The 13,240-nt window shown below is 65.9% G+C and carries 23 protein-coding genes; all 23 read right to left on the bottom strand.

Going from position 1 to position 13,240, the window contains the following annotated elements; all coding sequences use genetic code 11:
• Positions 1-94 precede the first annotated feature (94 nt).
• Complete coding sequence (gene truA / locus OG485_RS25910) at positions 95-961, bottom strand: tRNA pseudouridine(38-40) synthase TruA (RefSeq protein WP_328670907.1); 867 nt, start codon at positions 959-961, stop codon at positions 95-97.
• A gap of 92 nt (positions 962-1,053) precedes the next feature.
• Complete coding sequence (gene rplQ, locus OG485_RS25905) at positions 1,054-1,551, bottom strand: 50S ribosomal protein L17 (RefSeq protein ID WP_328670906.1); 498 nt, start codon at positions 1,549-1,551, stop codon at positions 1,054-1,056.
• A gap of 126 nt (positions 1,552-1,677) precedes the next feature.
• Entirely contained in the window at positions 1,678-2,700 is a 1,023-nt protein-coding gene (locus OG485_RS25900) for a DNA-directed RNA polymerase subunit alpha (protein WP_024755423.1), read from the bottom strand.
• A 177-nt stretch (positions 2,701-2,877) separates the two neighbouring features.
• On the bottom strand, positions 2,878-3,282 hold the full coding sequence (gene rpsK, locus OG485_RS25895) for a 30S ribosomal protein S11 (RefSeq protein WP_003956432.1): 405 nt from the start codon (positions 3,280-3,282) through the stop codon (positions 2,878-2,880).
• Positions 3,283-3,351: 69 nt separating this feature from the next.
• Positions 3,352-3,732 (bottom strand): 30S ribosomal protein S13, encoded by a 381-nt coding sequence (gene rpsM, locus OG485_RS25890; protein WP_037626962.1) that lies wholly within the window; start codon positions 3,730-3,732, stop codon positions 3,352-3,354.
• Between the two features lie 217 nt (positions 3,733-3,949).
• Positions 3,950-4,063: a 50S ribosomal protein L36 gene (gene rpmJ, locus OG485_RS25885; RefSeq protein ID WP_003998809.1), complete on the bottom strand. Its 114-nt coding sequence runs from the start codon at positions 4,061-4,063 to the stop codon at positions 3,950-3,952.
• A gap of 68 nt (positions 4,064-4,131) precedes the next feature.
• Positions 4,132-4,353: a translation initiation factor IF-1 gene (infA, locus tag OG485_RS25880; protein ID WP_003948620.1), complete on the bottom strand. Its 222-nt coding sequence runs from the start codon at positions 4,351-4,353 to the stop codon at positions 4,132-4,134.
• A 260-nt stretch (positions 4,354-4,613) separates the two neighbouring features.
• A complete protein-coding gene (gene map / locus OG485_RS25875) occupies positions 4,614-5,453 on the bottom strand; it encodes a type I methionyl aminopeptidase (RefSeq protein WP_328670905.1) in 840 nt (279 codons plus the stop codon).
• A gap of 220 nt (positions 5,454-5,673) precedes the next feature.
• Positions 5,674-6,330: an adenylate kinase gene (locus OG485_RS25870; protein ID WP_328449230.1), complete on the bottom strand. Its 657-nt coding sequence runs from the start codon at positions 6,328-6,330 to the stop codon at positions 5,674-5,676.
• Positions 6,330-7,643, bottom strand: a complete 1,314-nt coding sequence (secY, locus tag OG485_RS25865; protein ID WP_328670904.1) for a preprotein translocase subunit SecY — start codon at positions 7,641-7,643, stop codon at positions 6,330-6,332. The genes OG485_RS25870 and secY overlap by 1 nt, the downstream gene beginning before the upstream one ends.
• Before the next feature lie 242 nt (positions 7,644-7,885).
• A complete protein-coding gene (gene rplO / locus OG485_RS25860) occupies positions 7,886-8,341 on the bottom strand; it encodes a 50S ribosomal protein L15 (protein ID WP_189190330.1) in 456 nt (151 codons plus the stop codon).
• Between the two features lie 2 nt (positions 8,342-8,343).
• The gene (gene rpmD, locus OG485_RS25855) at positions 8,344-8,526 is read right to left on the bottom strand and encodes a 50S ribosomal protein L30 (protein WP_055553514.1); all 183 of its coding nucleotides are present in this window, start codon (positions 8,524-8,526) and stop codon (positions 8,344-8,346) included.
• Complete coding sequence (rpsE, locus tag OG485_RS25850; protein WP_055513610.1) at positions 8,526-9,128, bottom strand: 30S ribosomal protein S5; 603 nt, start codon at positions 9,126-9,128, stop codon at positions 8,526-8,528. Before rpsE ends, rpmD begins: the two co-directional genes overlap by 1 nt.
• 66 nt (positions 9,129-9,194) lie before the next feature.
• Positions 9,195-9,578 carry a 50S ribosomal protein L18 gene (gene rplR / locus OG485_RS25845; protein ID WP_168510320.1) on the bottom strand — a complete coding sequence of 128 codons (384 nt, stop codon included), beginning with the start codon at positions 9,576-9,578 and terminating at the stop codon, positions 9,195-9,197.
• A gap of 3 nt (positions 9,579-9,581) precedes the next feature.
• Positions 9,582-10,121: a 50S ribosomal protein L6 gene (gene rplF, locus OG485_RS25840; protein WP_269247080.1), complete on the bottom strand. Its 540-nt coding sequence runs from the start codon at positions 10,119-10,121 to the stop codon at positions 9,582-9,584.
• A gap of 21 nt (positions 10,122-10,142) precedes the next feature.
• Positions 10,143-10,541, bottom strand: a complete 399-nt coding sequence (rpsH, locus tag OG485_RS25835; protein WP_261705332.1) for a 30S ribosomal protein S8 — start codon at positions 10,539-10,541, stop codon at positions 10,143-10,145.
• Positions 10,542-10,751: 210 nt separating this feature from the next.
• Positions 10,752-10,937, bottom strand: a complete 186-nt coding sequence (locus OG485_RS25830; RefSeq protein ID WP_261705331.1) for a type Z 30S ribosomal protein S14 — start codon at positions 10,935-10,937, stop codon at positions 10,752-10,754.
• 5 nt (positions 10,938-10,942) lie between these two features.
• Positions 10,943-11,500, bottom strand: a complete 558-nt coding sequence (gene rplE, locus OG485_RS25825; RefSeq protein ID WP_328449238.1) for a 50S ribosomal protein L5 — start codon at positions 11,498-11,500, stop codon at positions 10,943-10,945.
• Positions 11,500-11,823: a 50S ribosomal protein L24 gene (gene rplX, locus OG485_RS25820; protein WP_328670903.1), complete on the bottom strand. Its 324-nt coding sequence runs from the start codon at positions 11,821-11,823 to the stop codon at positions 11,500-11,502. The genes rplE and rplX overlap by 1 nt, the downstream gene beginning before the upstream one ends.
• Before the next feature lie 2 nt (positions 11,824-11,825).
• The gene (rplN, locus tag OG485_RS25815) at positions 11,826-12,194 is read right to left on the bottom strand and encodes a 50S ribosomal protein L14 (protein WP_003998823.1); all 369 of its coding nucleotides are present in this window, start codon (positions 12,192-12,194) and stop codon (positions 11,826-11,828) included.
• Between the two features lie 118 nt (positions 12,195-12,312).
• Positions 12,313-12,597 carry a 30S ribosomal protein S17 gene (gene rpsQ / locus OG485_RS25810; RefSeq protein WP_181863401.1) on the bottom strand — a complete coding sequence of 95 codons (285 nt, stop codon included), beginning with the start codon at positions 12,595-12,597 and terminating at the stop codon, positions 12,313-12,315.
• Positions 12,597-12,821: a 50S ribosomal protein L29 gene (gene rpmC / locus OG485_RS25805; protein ID WP_003998824.1), complete on the bottom strand. Its 225-nt coding sequence runs from the start codon at positions 12,819-12,821 to the stop codon at positions 12,597-12,599. Before rpmC ends, rpsQ begins: the two co-directional genes overlap by 1 nt.
• The gene (gene rplP, locus OG485_RS25800; RefSeq protein WP_010986348.1) at positions 12,821-13,240 is read right to left on the bottom strand and encodes a 50S ribosomal protein L16; all 420 of its coding nucleotides are present in this window, start codon (positions 13,238-13,240) and stop codon (positions 12,821-12,823) included. The genes rpmC and rplP overlap by 1 nt, the downstream gene beginning before the upstream one ends.

Raw genomic sequence — 13,240 nt, 5'->3', positions numbered from 1 at the left:
CCGACGAACAGCGGCCGCCGCACCGCCCCGCACACGGCAGTGACGCCCGCTCAGCCGGACGGGCCGTCAGCGGACCCTTACAGACGCCCGGGTGTCAGCAGGTCTCGCATCCGCCCGCTCCCGGCAACGCCCGCTTGTTCCGGGCCTCCTTGTTCCGCGCGGCCAGCAACTCGTCGGCGGGATAGCCGACTTCCTCGAGCGTCAGCCCGTGCGGCCGTACGACATGAACGGCCGAGTCCCGTACGCCGGCGGCGAGCACCTTGCCCGGCCAGTCGGGCCCGCGGTGCCCGTCCCCCACGAACAGCAGGGCCCCGATCAGGGACCGCACCATGTTGTGGCAGAAGGCGTCGGCCCGCACGGTGGCGGTGATGACGCCGTCCTCGCCTCGCACCAGGCTCAGTTGCTGGAGGGTGCGGATGGTCGTCGCACCCTCGCGCTTCTTGCAGTAGGCGGCGAAGTCGTGCTCCCCCAGCAGCCGTTCGGCCGCCCGGTTCATGGCGTCGACGTCCAACGGCCAGTCGTGCCACAGGACATGACTGCGCAGCAGCGGGTCGACACCGCCGGGTTCGTCGGTCACGCGATAGGCGTAGCGCCGCCAGACCGCCGAGAAGCGCGCGTTGAAGCCGGCGGGCGCCTCGGTCAGCGACCACACCCGCACGTCCTTGGACAGCCTCCCGGCCAGCCGCTTCAGCAGCTTCTCCCGGTGCTCGGCCCACAGTTCCGCGGGCAGGTCGACGTGGGCCACCTGGCCGCGCGCGTGCACCCCGGCGTCGGTCCGCCCGGCCACGGTCAGCTCGTACGTGGTGTCCTTCGTCCGGGTCACCGTCCGCAGGGCGTCCTCGATCTCCCCCTGCACGGTCCTGCGTCCGCCGGCCTGCTTCGCCCACCCGGAGAACTCGGTCCCGTCATACGACAGGTCCAACCGCACCCGGACGAACCCGGGCTCCGCTTCGTCACTCACACCTAGATCCTCTCAAGCCCGGGTTCCTCCCCGGGAACGCGAAAGCGGGCCCGCCCCGAAAGGGACGGACCCGCTCACAGCAAGGCAGTGCCTCAGGCGTCCTTCGACTCCTCGGCGGGAGCCTCGGCGGCGTCCTCGACCTTGGTGTCCTCGACCTTGGCCGGGGCCTCGGTCTCCTTGGCGGCACGCTTGGTGGCAGCCTCGGCCTCACCGGTGGCCTGCTGGGCCACGGTCAGGGCCTCCACCAGCTCGATGACGGCCATGGGCGCGTTGTCGCCACGACGGTTACCGATCTTGGTGATACGGGTGTAGCCACCCGGGCGGTTCTCGTAGCGCGGGCCGATCTCGGTGAAGAGCGTGTGCACGATGCTCTTGTCCGTGATCACCGAGAGCACCTGACGGCGGTTGTGAAGGTCACCCTTCTTCGCCTTGGTGACCAGACGCTCCGCGTAGGGACGCAGGCGACGGGCCTTGGCCTCGGTGGTGGTGATGCGGCCGTGCTCGAAGAGCGACTTCGCGAGGTTCGCGAGAAGCAGCTTCTCGTGCGCGGCGCTGCCGCCCAGACGGGCACCCTTGGCGGGCTTCGGCATTTTTTCTCCTAGGTGTCTGCCCCGGCCGTATCAGGTACCGGAGTCAGTGTCCGAGCGGGCGATTGCCCGTCGAAGATCCGGGGTCCCGAGGGACCCCGGAGGACGGAAACCGTCCCAGTACTGGGCTCAGTACTGCTCGGTCTCCACGAAACCCGCGTCCGCGTCGTCGTCGGCGCCGAAGGCGTCGGCGGCGGCGGTCGGGTCGAATCCGGGCGGGCTGTCCTTGAGGGCCAGGCCCATGCCGGCCAGCTTCGCCTTGACCTCGTCGATGGACTTCGCGCCGAAGTTGCGGATGTCCAGGAGGTCGGCCTCGGAGCGGGCGACGAGCTCACCCACGGAGTGGATGCCCTCACGCTTGAGGCAGTTGTACGAGCGGACCGTGAGCTCCAGCTCCTCGATCGGCAGCGCGAGATCGGCGGCGAGGGCGGCGTCCGTGGGGGACGGGCCCATGTCGATGCCCTCGGCGTCGATGTTGAGCTCGCGGGCCAGACCGAACAGCTCGACCAGGGTCTTGCCGGCCGACGCCATGGCGTCACGGGGACGCATGGCCTGCTTGGTCTCGACGTCGACGATCAGCTTGTCGAAGTCGGTGCGCTGCTCGACACGGGTCGCCTCGACCTTGTACGTGACCTTCAGCACCGGCGAGTAGATCGAGTCGACCGGGATGCGCCCGATCTCCTGACCAGCCTGCTTGTTCTGGACGGCGGAGACGTAGCCGCGACCGCGCTCGACGGTCAGCTCCATCTCCAGCTTGCCCTTGCCGTTGAGCGTGGCGAGGACGAGGTCGGGGTTGTGGACCTCGACACCGGCCGGGGGCGCGATGTCGGCGGCGGTGACCAGACCCGGGCCCTGCTTGCGCAGGTACATCACGACCGGCTCGTCGTGCTCCGAGGAGACGACCAGCTGCTTGATGTTGAGGATCAGGTCGGTGACGTCCTCCTTGACGCCCGGCACGGTGGTGAACTCGTGCAGGACACCGTCGATGCGGATGCTGGTGACAGCAGCGCCGGGGATCGACGAGAGGAGGGTGCGGCGCAGGGAGTTGCCGAGGGTGTAGCCGAAGCCCGGCTCCAGCGGCTCGATCACGAACCGGGAGCGGAATTCGTCGACGACCTCTTCGGTCAACGAGGGGCGCTGAGCGATCAGCATGTGGTGATCAGTCCTTCATTCGTGGACGCCCGCTATTTGACGCCCGACAAAACCGCGCCTCCGAAGAGACGAGTACAGCAAGGGTACGGGCGATACGGCCCTTTTACGGAGCCGTACCGCCCGGAAACCTCGAACCAAGCACAGGGCCGTCAGGATCGACGGCCGAGCGGCCGTGCGTCAGACGCGGCGGCGCTTCGGCGGACGGCAGCCGTTGTGCGGGGTGGGGGTGACGTCCTGGATCGAGCCGACCTCGAGGCCAGTGGCCTGGAGGGAGCGGATCGCGGTCTCGCGACCGGAGCCCGGGCCCTTCACGAAGACGTCGACCTTGCGCATGCCGTGCTCCTGCGCGCGACGGGCGGCCGACTCAGCGGCCATCTGCGCGGCGAAGGGGGTGGACTTGCGCGAGCCCTTGAAGCCGACGTGGCCGGCGGAGGCCCAGGAGATCACGTTGCCCGAGGGGTCGGTGATCGACACGATCGTGTTGTTGAACGTGCTCTTGATGTGAGCGTGCCCGTGAGCGACGTTCTTCTTTTCCTTGCGGCGCACCTTCTTGGCGGCGCCCTGACGACCCTTGGGGGGCATCTGTTTCTCCTACGGGGAGGTGGTCGGTCCTACAGCGAAGACCGCTGGTGAAGCGTTGTCCGCTGAGGACTACTTCTTGCCCGGCTTCTTCTTGCCGGCGATCGCGCGACGCGGGCCCTTGCGGGTACGGGCGTTCGTGCTGGTGCGCTGACCGTGCACGGGCAGGCCACGACGGTGGCGGATGCCCTGGTAGCAGCCGATCTCGATCTTCCGGCGAATGTCGCCCTGGATCTCGCGACGGAGGTCACCCTCGGTCTTGATGTTGGCGTCCACGTACTCGCGGATCTTGACCAGCTCCTCCTCGGAGAGGTCACGAACGCGCGTGTTGGGGTTCACGCCAGTCTCGGCCAGCGTCTGCTGGGAAAGCGTCCGGCCGATGCCGAACACGTAGGTGAGGGCGACCTCCACACGCTTTTCGCGCGGGATGTCAACACCGGAAACGCGTGCCATTCAATGGCTCCAGTTGTCGTTCGGAGGTCTTCCACAGAACCGGATCCCGCCCGCCGTCGTCCTCTGATCCAGGGATCGAGGAGTCGGTACGAACCGGGTCCCCGGCCTCCGACCGGGGGTGTCAGGCCTGATGAGACTCAGCCCTGGATCCTGCGTATGAACATGTACTGCTTGCGTCGCGCGAAGTATCTGCGGGTGCAGAAGGTGCGGTCGTGCGTCAGCCCTGGCGCTGCTTGTGGCGCGGGTTTTCGCAGATGACCATGACCCGACCGTGACGGCGGATCACCCTGCACTTGTCGCAGATCTTCTTGACGCTCGGCTTGACCTTCATTAGGTGAGGTTCTCCGGGTCAGTGCCACCCCCCGCGCCCCGGAACCGGGACACGGAGCAAGGCAAGATCTACTTGTAGCGGTAGACGATCCGGCCGCGCGTCAGGTCGTACGGAGACAACTCCACCACGACCCGGTCGTCAGGGAGGATGCGGATGTAGTGCATGCGCATCTTGCCGCTGATGTGCGCCAGGACCTGGTGGCCGTTCTGGAGCTCTACCTTGAACATGGCGTTCGGGAGAGACTCGACGACAGTGCCCTCGATCTCGATGGCACCTTGCTTCTTGGCCACGCTTTGCCCTTCGAATCGACTACCTTGATCGACTTCGTGCGAGCGCATGCAGACATGCGGGTGCACGAGAGCCGACGAGTCAGTCTACGTCAGGGCTCCCGGAAAGACGAATCAGCCTCGGTCCTCCCCGCCACTCATGACGATGCCCCACCCATCGACGCGGTATGCGCGAAGGGCGGGGCTGGCCGATGACACGGCCGGCGAAGGGAGCGGGCGGGCTCCCCGCGGACGCGGGCTTCAGTCCGCGAGGGGCGGGGGCTTCAGCCCGCGAGGGGGTCGGGCGCCGCCGTGACCCCGTACTCGGCGAGCTTCGCCCGGCCGCAGTCGGGCGCCGTGAGGACCAGCGGCCCCTCCGCCGTCAGCGCCACAGAGTGCTCCCAGTGCGAGGACCAGGTGCCGTCCGTGGTGATCACGGTCCAGTCGTCCTCGAGCGTTTCGGTCCGCGGGGTGCCGAGCGACACCATCGGCTCGATCGCGAGGCAGAACCCGGGGACCAGCTTCGGCCCCTTCCCCCGCTTGCGCTCGACGTAGTTCAGCAGGTGCGGGTCCATGTGCATCTCGGTGCCGATGCCGTGGCCGCCGAAGTCCTCGATGATCCCGTACTTGCCGCCGCCCGGCTTGGGCTGGCGACGGATGTAGGTCTCGATGGCGCGGGAGATGTCGACGAGGCGGTTGCCCACCTTCATGGCCGCGATGCCCGCCCACATCGACTCCTCGGTCACCCGGGAGAGCTCGATCAGTTCCGGGGCGTGTCCGGAGCCCACGAACGCGGTGAAGGCGGCGTCGCCGTGCCAGCCGTCCACGATCGCGCCGGCGTCGATGGAGATGATGTCGCCGTCCTTCAGGACGGTCTTGTCGTCCGGGATGCCGTGGACGACGACCTCGTTGGCCGAGGTGCAGATCGTCGCGGGGAAGCCGCCGTACCCGAGGAAGTTCGACTTGGCGCCGTGCTCCTCCAGCACCTTGCGCGCGACCTCGTCCAGGTCCCGGGTGGTCGCGCCGGGCACCGCCGCTTCCCGCGTGGCCGCATGGACCGCCGCGACGACCAGTCCCGCCTCACGCATCTTGGCGATCTGCTCGGGGGTCTTGATCTGCACCATGGTGGCTGCGGCCTTTCTGGACCGGGAAACGGACTACTCCAACGATACGGGGGACTCACCTCACCCCGCCCGGGGCCCTGGGACCCCGCCGCGCACAGGACCTCCACCCTGTCCGCCTCGCACGTCGGCCGCGGCACCCGGTGAGGGTGCCGCGGCCGATGCGACGTACTGCTTCACGCTCCCCCGCGACACGCGTGCGTCACGGAACGGACCGCAGGGACTAGGCGTCCTCGCGGGCCAGGGCCCCCATCGCGCGCGCCGTGACCTCTTCGACCTTGCCGAGCGCCGGGATCGTGACGACCAGGCTCTGCGACCGGTAGTAGTCGATGATCGGCTCGGTCTGCGTGTGGTAGACCTCCAGCCGCGTACGGACGGTGTCCTCGGAGTCGTCGTCGCGCTGGTACAGCTCGCCGCCGCAGACGTCACAGACGCCTTCCTGCTTCGGCGCCTTGTACGACACGTGGAAGACGTGCGCCGAGTCGTTGCGGCAGATGCGGCGGCCCGCGATACGGCGGACCACCTCGTCCTCGGGGACCTCCAGGTCCAGCACCGCGTCCAGCTTCATGCCCTCGGTGCTCAGCATCTCGTCCAGCGCCTCGGCCTGCGAGACGTTGCGCGGGAAGCCGTCGAGCAGGAAGCCGTTCTCCGCGTCGGGCTGCTCCATGCGGTCCTTGGCCATGGCGATGGTGACCTCGTCCGGTACCAGTTCGCCCTTGTCCATGTAGGACTTCGCCAGCTTGCCGAGTTCCGTCTGCTGAGAGATGTTGGCGCGGAACAGGTCGCCCGTTGAGATGTGCGGGATCGCCAGATTCTTGGCGAGGAACGCGGCCTGCGTTCCCTTCCCGGCACCGGGCGGCCCGACGAGGACGATTCGCATCAGCGGAGGAACCCTTCGTAATTGCGCTGCTGAAGCTGACTCTCGATCTGCTTCACCGTCTCAAGGCCCACACCCACGATGATGAGGATGCTGGTGCCACCGAACGGGAAGTTCTGGTTTGCCCCGAAACCAACCAACGCGACCGTCGGCACGAGAGCGATCAGCCCCAGATACAGCGAACCCGGCCAGGTGATCCGGTTGAGTACGTAGCTGAGGTACTCAGCGGTCGGCCGGCCAGCCCGGATGCCCGGGATGAAGCCACCATACTTCTTCATGTTGTCGGCGACTTCCTCGGGGTTGAACGAGATCGCCACGTAGAAGAACGCGAAGAACACGATCAGAAGGAAGTACAAGGTGATGTAAATCGGGTGGTCACCCTTGGTCAGGTTCTGTGTGACCCATGTTTTCCACCCGGAGTTGCTCTTCGAGAACTGGGCGACCAGGCTCGGAATGTAGAGCAGCGACGACGCGAAGATGACAGGAATCACACCTGCCTGGTTGACCTTCAGCGGAATGTAGGTCGACGTTCCGCCGTAGGAACGGCGGCCGATCATGCGCTTCGCGTACTGGACCGGAATCCGGCGCTGCGCCTGCTCGACGAAGACGACCAGGCCGACCATGCACAGACCCACCGCGATGACCGTGCCGAACTCGATCCAGCCATTGGCCAGCTTGCCCTGGACCTTGACGGTCCACAGAGCGCTCGGGAAGGTCGCCGCGATCGAGATGAACATCAGGATCGACATGCCGTTGCCGATGCCGCGGTCGGTGATGATCTCACCGAGCCACATGACGACACAGGTGCCGGCGGTCATCGTGATGACCATCGTGATGGTGGTGAAGATCGACTGGTCCGGCACGATCTGGTTGGCAACCGGGCAGCCGGAGAACAGCGCGCCGCTGCGGGCGGTGGCCACCAGGCCCGTGCCCTGCAGGATCGCGAGCGCGACCGTCAGGTAACGGGTGTACTGCGTGATCTTCGCCGTACCGGCCGAGCCCTCCTTCTTGAGGGCCTCCAGTCGCGGGATCACCACGGTGAGCAGCTGGAGAATGATGCTCGCCGTGATGTACGGCATGATGCCGAGCGCGAAGATCGTGATCTGGAGCAGCGCGCCGCCACTGAACATGTTGATCAGGCTGAACAGCCCGCGGTTCGAGTCGGCCGTGTCGATGCACGACTGGACGTTCTTGTAGTTCACACCGGGAATCGGGATGTGTGTACCGACTCGGTAGACCACGATGATGCCGAGCGTGAAGAGCAGCTTCTTGCGCAGGTCGGGCGTCCTGAACGCCCGGGCGAACGCGGTGAGCACGGTGCCTCCTGCGACCCCCGCGCTACCGCGTCCGAGGGTGAGTCTTGAGGTTCGACGGATGACTGACAGCTAACCAACAGTCAAAGACCGCCCGGAGTTCCCGTGGGGCACGCCGGACGAAAATCAACAGTGCAGGCCACCTTACCGGCGACACTGCCCCCCTTGGAACGACCAACCGGGGATGCCCCTTTTATGGGCATCCCCGGTTGGGATCGTTCAGGTCATCGAGACGCCTGTTGAAATCAGACGAGTTCGGTGACGGTACCGCCGGCGGCGGTGATCTTCTCCTTGGCGGAGCCGGAGACGGCGTCGACCGTCACCTGCAGCGCCACGGAGATCTCGCCCTGGCCGAGGACCTTGACGAGGCTGTTCTTGCGAACGGCACCCTTGGCGACGAGACCCTCGACGGTGACCTCGCCACCCTCCGGGTACAGCGCGCCCAGCTTGTCGAGGTTCACGACCTGGAACTCGGTCTTGAACGGGTTCCGGAAGCCCTTCAGCTTCGGAAGACGCATGTGGAGGGGCATCTGGCCACCCTCGAAGCGCTCCGGAACCTGGTAGCGGGCCTTCGTGCCCTTGGTACCACGACCAGCCGTCTTACCCTTCGACGCCTCACCACGACCAACACGGGTCTTGGCGGTCTTGGCGCCCGGGGCGGGACGGAGGTTGTGGATCTTGAGCGGGTTGTTTTCCGCCATGATCAGTCGACCTCCTCGACCGTCACGAGGTGGCGGACGGTGTGAACCATTCCGCGGAACTCGGGGCGGTCCTCCTTGACGACCTGCGTGTTGATGCCCTTGAGACCAAGGGAACGCAGGGTGTCACGGTGGTTCTGCTTGCTGCCGATGTACGACTTCGTCTGCGTGACCTTGAGGCGAGCCATTACGCACCCGCCCCGGCACGTGCACGAAGGAGAGCCGCGGGGGCGACGTCCTCGAGGGGCAGACCACGGCGAGCCGCGATCTCCTCGGGACGCTGCAGGCCCTTGAGGGCCGCCACGGTCGCGTGCACGATGTTGATCGCGTTGGAAGAACCGAGCGACTTCGACAGGATGTCGTGAACGCCGGCGCACTCCAGGACAGCTCGCACCGGGCCACCGGCGATAACGCCGGTACCGGGGGAAGCAGGCTTGAGCAGGACGACGCCCGCGGCCTTCTCGCCCGTGATCGGGTGCGGGATGGTGCCCTGGATACGGGGGACCTTGAAGAAGTGCTTCTTGGCCTCTTCAACACCCTTGGCGATCGCGGCCGGCACCTCCTTGGCCTTGCCGTAACCGACACCGACGGTGCCGTCACCATCGCCTACCACGACAAGCGCGGTGAAGCTGAAGCGACGACCACCCTTCACAACCTTGGCGACGCGGTTGATCGCGACAACGCGCTCAACGTACGCGGTCTTCTCGGCAGCAGCGCCGCCGTCACGGCCCTTCCGGTCCCGCCGCTCGCCGCCACCGGCACCGCTTCCACGGCGCTGGGGTCCAGCCATTGGATTACCTCTCTCTTTTTCCGCTAGCTACGCAGCGACAATCAAGTCGCTAGCGCGACGGGCGACTCAGAACTTGAGTCCGGCTTCGCGGGCGGCGTCCGCCAGGGCGGCGATGCGCCCGGCGTACTGGTTTCCACCACGGTCGAATACGACAGCCTCGACACCGGCGGCCTTGGCGCGCTCGGCGACCAGGGCGCCGACCGACTTGGCCTGCGCGGACTTGTCGCCCTCGGCACCGCGGACCGTGGTGTCCAGGGTCGACGCCGACGCGAGGGTGTGACCCTTAACGTCGTCGATGACCTGGGCCACGATGTGACGGTTGGAGCGCGTCACGACCAGGCGCGGACGCTCAGCCGTACCCGAGATGTGCTTACGGATCCGGATGTGACGACGCTTGATGGCAGCACGCTTGTAAGCGTCGCCCTTAGCAATCTTGACACCGTATGCCATGGCTTACTTACCCGCCTTTCCGACCTTGCGCCGGACGACTTCGCCCTCGTACTTGACGCCCTTGGCCTTGTACGGGTCGGGCTTGCGCAGCTTGCGGATGTTGGCCGCAACCTCGCCGACCTTCTGCTTGTCGATTCCCTCGACCGAGAAGTGCGTCGGGTTCTCGACCTTGAACGAGATGCCCTCGGGCGCCTCGACCGTGATCGAGTGGCTGTAGCCGAGCGAGAACTCCAGGTTGGAGCCCTTCGCCAGGACGCGGTAACCGACACCGCTGATTTCGAGCTTCTTCACGTAACCCGTGGTCACGCCGGTGATCATGTTCGCCACCAGCGTGCGGGACAGGCCGTGGAGGGCCTTGTTCTGACGCTCGTCGTTCGGGCGGGTGACATTGAGAATGCCGTCCTCGCCCTTGGCGACCTCGATCGGCGCCGCGACGGTGTGGGAGAGGGAGCCCTTGGGACCCTTCACCTGGACCGTACGGCCGTCGATGGTGACGTCCACGCCGGCGGGAACCGTGATGGGGAGCTTGCCAATACGCGACATAGCTGTTTCCTCCGTTCCCTTCTACCAGACGTAGGCGAGGACTTCTCCGCCTACGCCCTTCTTGCCGGCCTGCTTGTCGGTGAGGAGACCGTGTGACGTGGAGATGATCGCCACGCCGAGGCCACCGAGCACCCTGGGCAGGGAGGTGGACTTCGCGTACACACGCAGACCCGGCTTCGAGATCCGCTTGATGCCCGCGATGGAGCGCTCACGGTTCGGGCCGAACTTCAGCTCGAGGACGAGCTTCTTGCCGACCTCGGCGTCCTCGACCTTCCAGCCGGTGATGAAGCCCTCCTGCTGGAGGATCTCCGCGATGTGAGACTTGATCTTGCTGTGCGGCATCGCGACATCGTCGTGGTACGCCGAGTTCGCGTTACGCAGACGGGTAAGCATGTCTGCGATGGGATCAGTCATGGTCATGAATTGGCCTTCGGCCTCTCTCGCCGGGGTTTCCTGTATGCGCCATCCCTCTCCCCACTCAGTGGCGGGACGGGTGCGGTGCGGGGACCTACGGCGTAGTAAGTCGTCTGGGCGTCAAGCGCCCAACCCTCCTAGCCTAAGCCATGGAGAGAGGGGCGCCTGACAGAACCCTTTACTTACCGAGAGTCCTGGATCCCTGAATTACAGGGACTACCAGGAACTCTTGGTCACGCCCGGCAGCTCGCCACGGTGAGCCATCTCACGAAGGCAGATGCGGCACAGGCCGAACTTGCGGTACACGGAGTGCGGACGACCGCAGCGCTGGCAGCGCGTGTAGCCACGCACACCGAACTTGGGCTTACGAGCAGCCTTGGCAATCAGAGCCTTCTTCGCCATCTCGCTTACGCCTCCTTGAAGGGGAAGCCGAGGTGACGGAGAAGGGCACGGCCCTCAGCGTCGTTGGTCGCCGTGGTCACCACGGTGATGTCCATGCCCCGGGTACGGTCGATCTTGTCCTGGTCGATCTCGTGGAACATGACCTGCTCCGTGAGACCGAAGGTGTAGTTGCCACGGCCGTCGAACTGCTTGGGGGACAGACCACGGAAGTCGCGGATGCGCGGGAGCGCGAGCGACAGGGTGCGGTCCAGGAACTCCCACATGCGGTCGCCACGGAGCGTGACGTGGGCACCGATCGGCTGACCCTCACGCAGCTTGAACTGCGCGATGGACTTGCGGGCCTTGGTGACGGCCGGCTTCTGACCGGTGATCGTGGTCAGGTCACGGACGGCACCGTCCATGAGCTTCGAGTCACGGGCGGCGTCGCCGACACCCATGTTGACCACGATCTTGACGAGGCCCGGCGTCTGCATGACGTTCTCGTAGGAGAACTCTTCCTGCAGCTTCGCCGCGATCTCCTCGCGGTACTTCGTCTTGAGACGCGGAGTGGTGGTGGTAGCCATCAGATGTCCTCACCCGTCCGCTTGGCAACGCGGATCTTGTTGCCCTCTTCGTCGAAGCGGTAACCGACGCGCGTGACAACCTTGTTGCCGTCCTTCTCAACGACCAGCTGGACGTTGGAGACGTGGACGGGCGCCTCGGTCGTGACGATGCCACCGGCCTGAGAACCCTTGGCGGTCGGACCGGCCTTCGTGTGCTTCTTGACCCGGTTGACACCCTCGACCAGGACGCGCTCGTCGCGCGGGTAAGAGGCAATGACCTTGCCCTGCTTGCCCTTGTCCTTACCGGTGATGACCTGAACCAGGTCGCCCTTCTTGATCTTCATGCTTACAGCACCTCCGGCGCGAGCGAGATGATCTTCATGAACTTCTTCTCGCGCAGCTCACGGCCGACGGGGCCGAAGATACGGGTGCCGCGAGGGTCGCCGTCGTTCTTCAGAATGACGGCGGCGTTCTCGTCGAAGCGGATGTACGAGCCGTCCGGACGGCGGCGCTCCTTGACGGTGCGAACGATGACAGCCTTGACGACGTCACCCTTCTTCACGTTGCCGCCGGGGATCGCGTCCTTGACGGTGGCGACGATCACGTCACCGATGCCCGCGTAGCGGCGACCGGAGCCACCGAGCACACGGATGCAAAGGATTTCCTTCGCACCAGTGTTGTCGGCGACACGCAGTCGCGACTCCTGCTGGATCACGTCTATCTCCTGTTTGTCTGCCGGTTCCCGGGGCGGGGTCGTTCAGCACGACCCCGCCCCGAGCCTGGCGGAACCAACCTCAGGGGCCCCTAGAAATTGTTTCCAGGGCCTGAGGTACTTACTTGGCCTTCTCGAGGATCTCGACGATGCGCCAGCGCTTCGTCGAGGACAGCGGCCGGGTCTCCATCAGGAGGACGCGGTCGCCGACGCCGGCGGCGTTCTGCTCGTCGTGGGCCTTGAGCTTGCTGGTACGGCGGATGACCTTGCCGTACAGCGCGTGCTTCACGCGGTCCTCGACAGCGACGACGACGGTCTTGTCCATCTTGTCGCTGACGACGAGACCCTCACGGGTCTTGCGGAAGCCACGCTCGGTCTTCTGCTCAGTCACGTTGCTCTCGCTCATCAGGCGCTCTCCACCGTCTCGATGCCCAGCTCGCGCTCACGCATCAGGGTGTAGATCCGCGCGATGTCCTTACGGACGGCCTTGAGCCGACCGTGGTTCTCGAGCTGACCGGTCGCCGCCTGGAAACGGAGGTTGAACAGCTCTTCCTTGGCTTCGCGGAGCTTCGCGAGAAGCTCCTCGTCACCCAGTTCGCGCAGCTCGGACGCCTTGGTACCGGCCGACATCACGCTTCACCTGCCTCGCGCTTGACGATCCGGCACTTCATCGGCAGCTTGTGGGCTGCGCGAGTGAGGGCCTCACGGGCGATCTTCTCGTTGGGGTAGGACAGTTCGAACATGACCCGGCCCGGGTGCACGTTCGCGATCCACCACTCGGGGGAACCCTTACCGGAACCCATGCGGGTCTCGGCAGGCTTCTTCGTGAGCGGGCGGTCCGGGTAGATGTTGATCCAGACCTTGCCGCCACGCTTGATGTGGCGGGTCATCGCGATACGAGCGGCCTCGATCTGGCGGTTCGTCACGTACGCCGGCGTGAGGGCCTGAATGCCGTACTCGCCGAACGAAACCTGCGTACCGCCCTTGGCCTGACCACGGCGCTTCGGGTGGTGCTGCTTGCGGTGCTTGACCCTACGGGGGATCAGCAT

It is taken from the genome of Streptomyces sp. NBC_00328 (assembly GCF_036139655.1).
Taxonomy (GTDB): Bacteria; Actinomycetota; Actinomycetes; order Streptomycetales; family Streptomycetaceae; genus Streptomyces.
The sequence above is the reverse complement of the archived record's forward strand: the minus strand, read 5'-3'. Positions and strand labels throughout refer to the sequence as shown.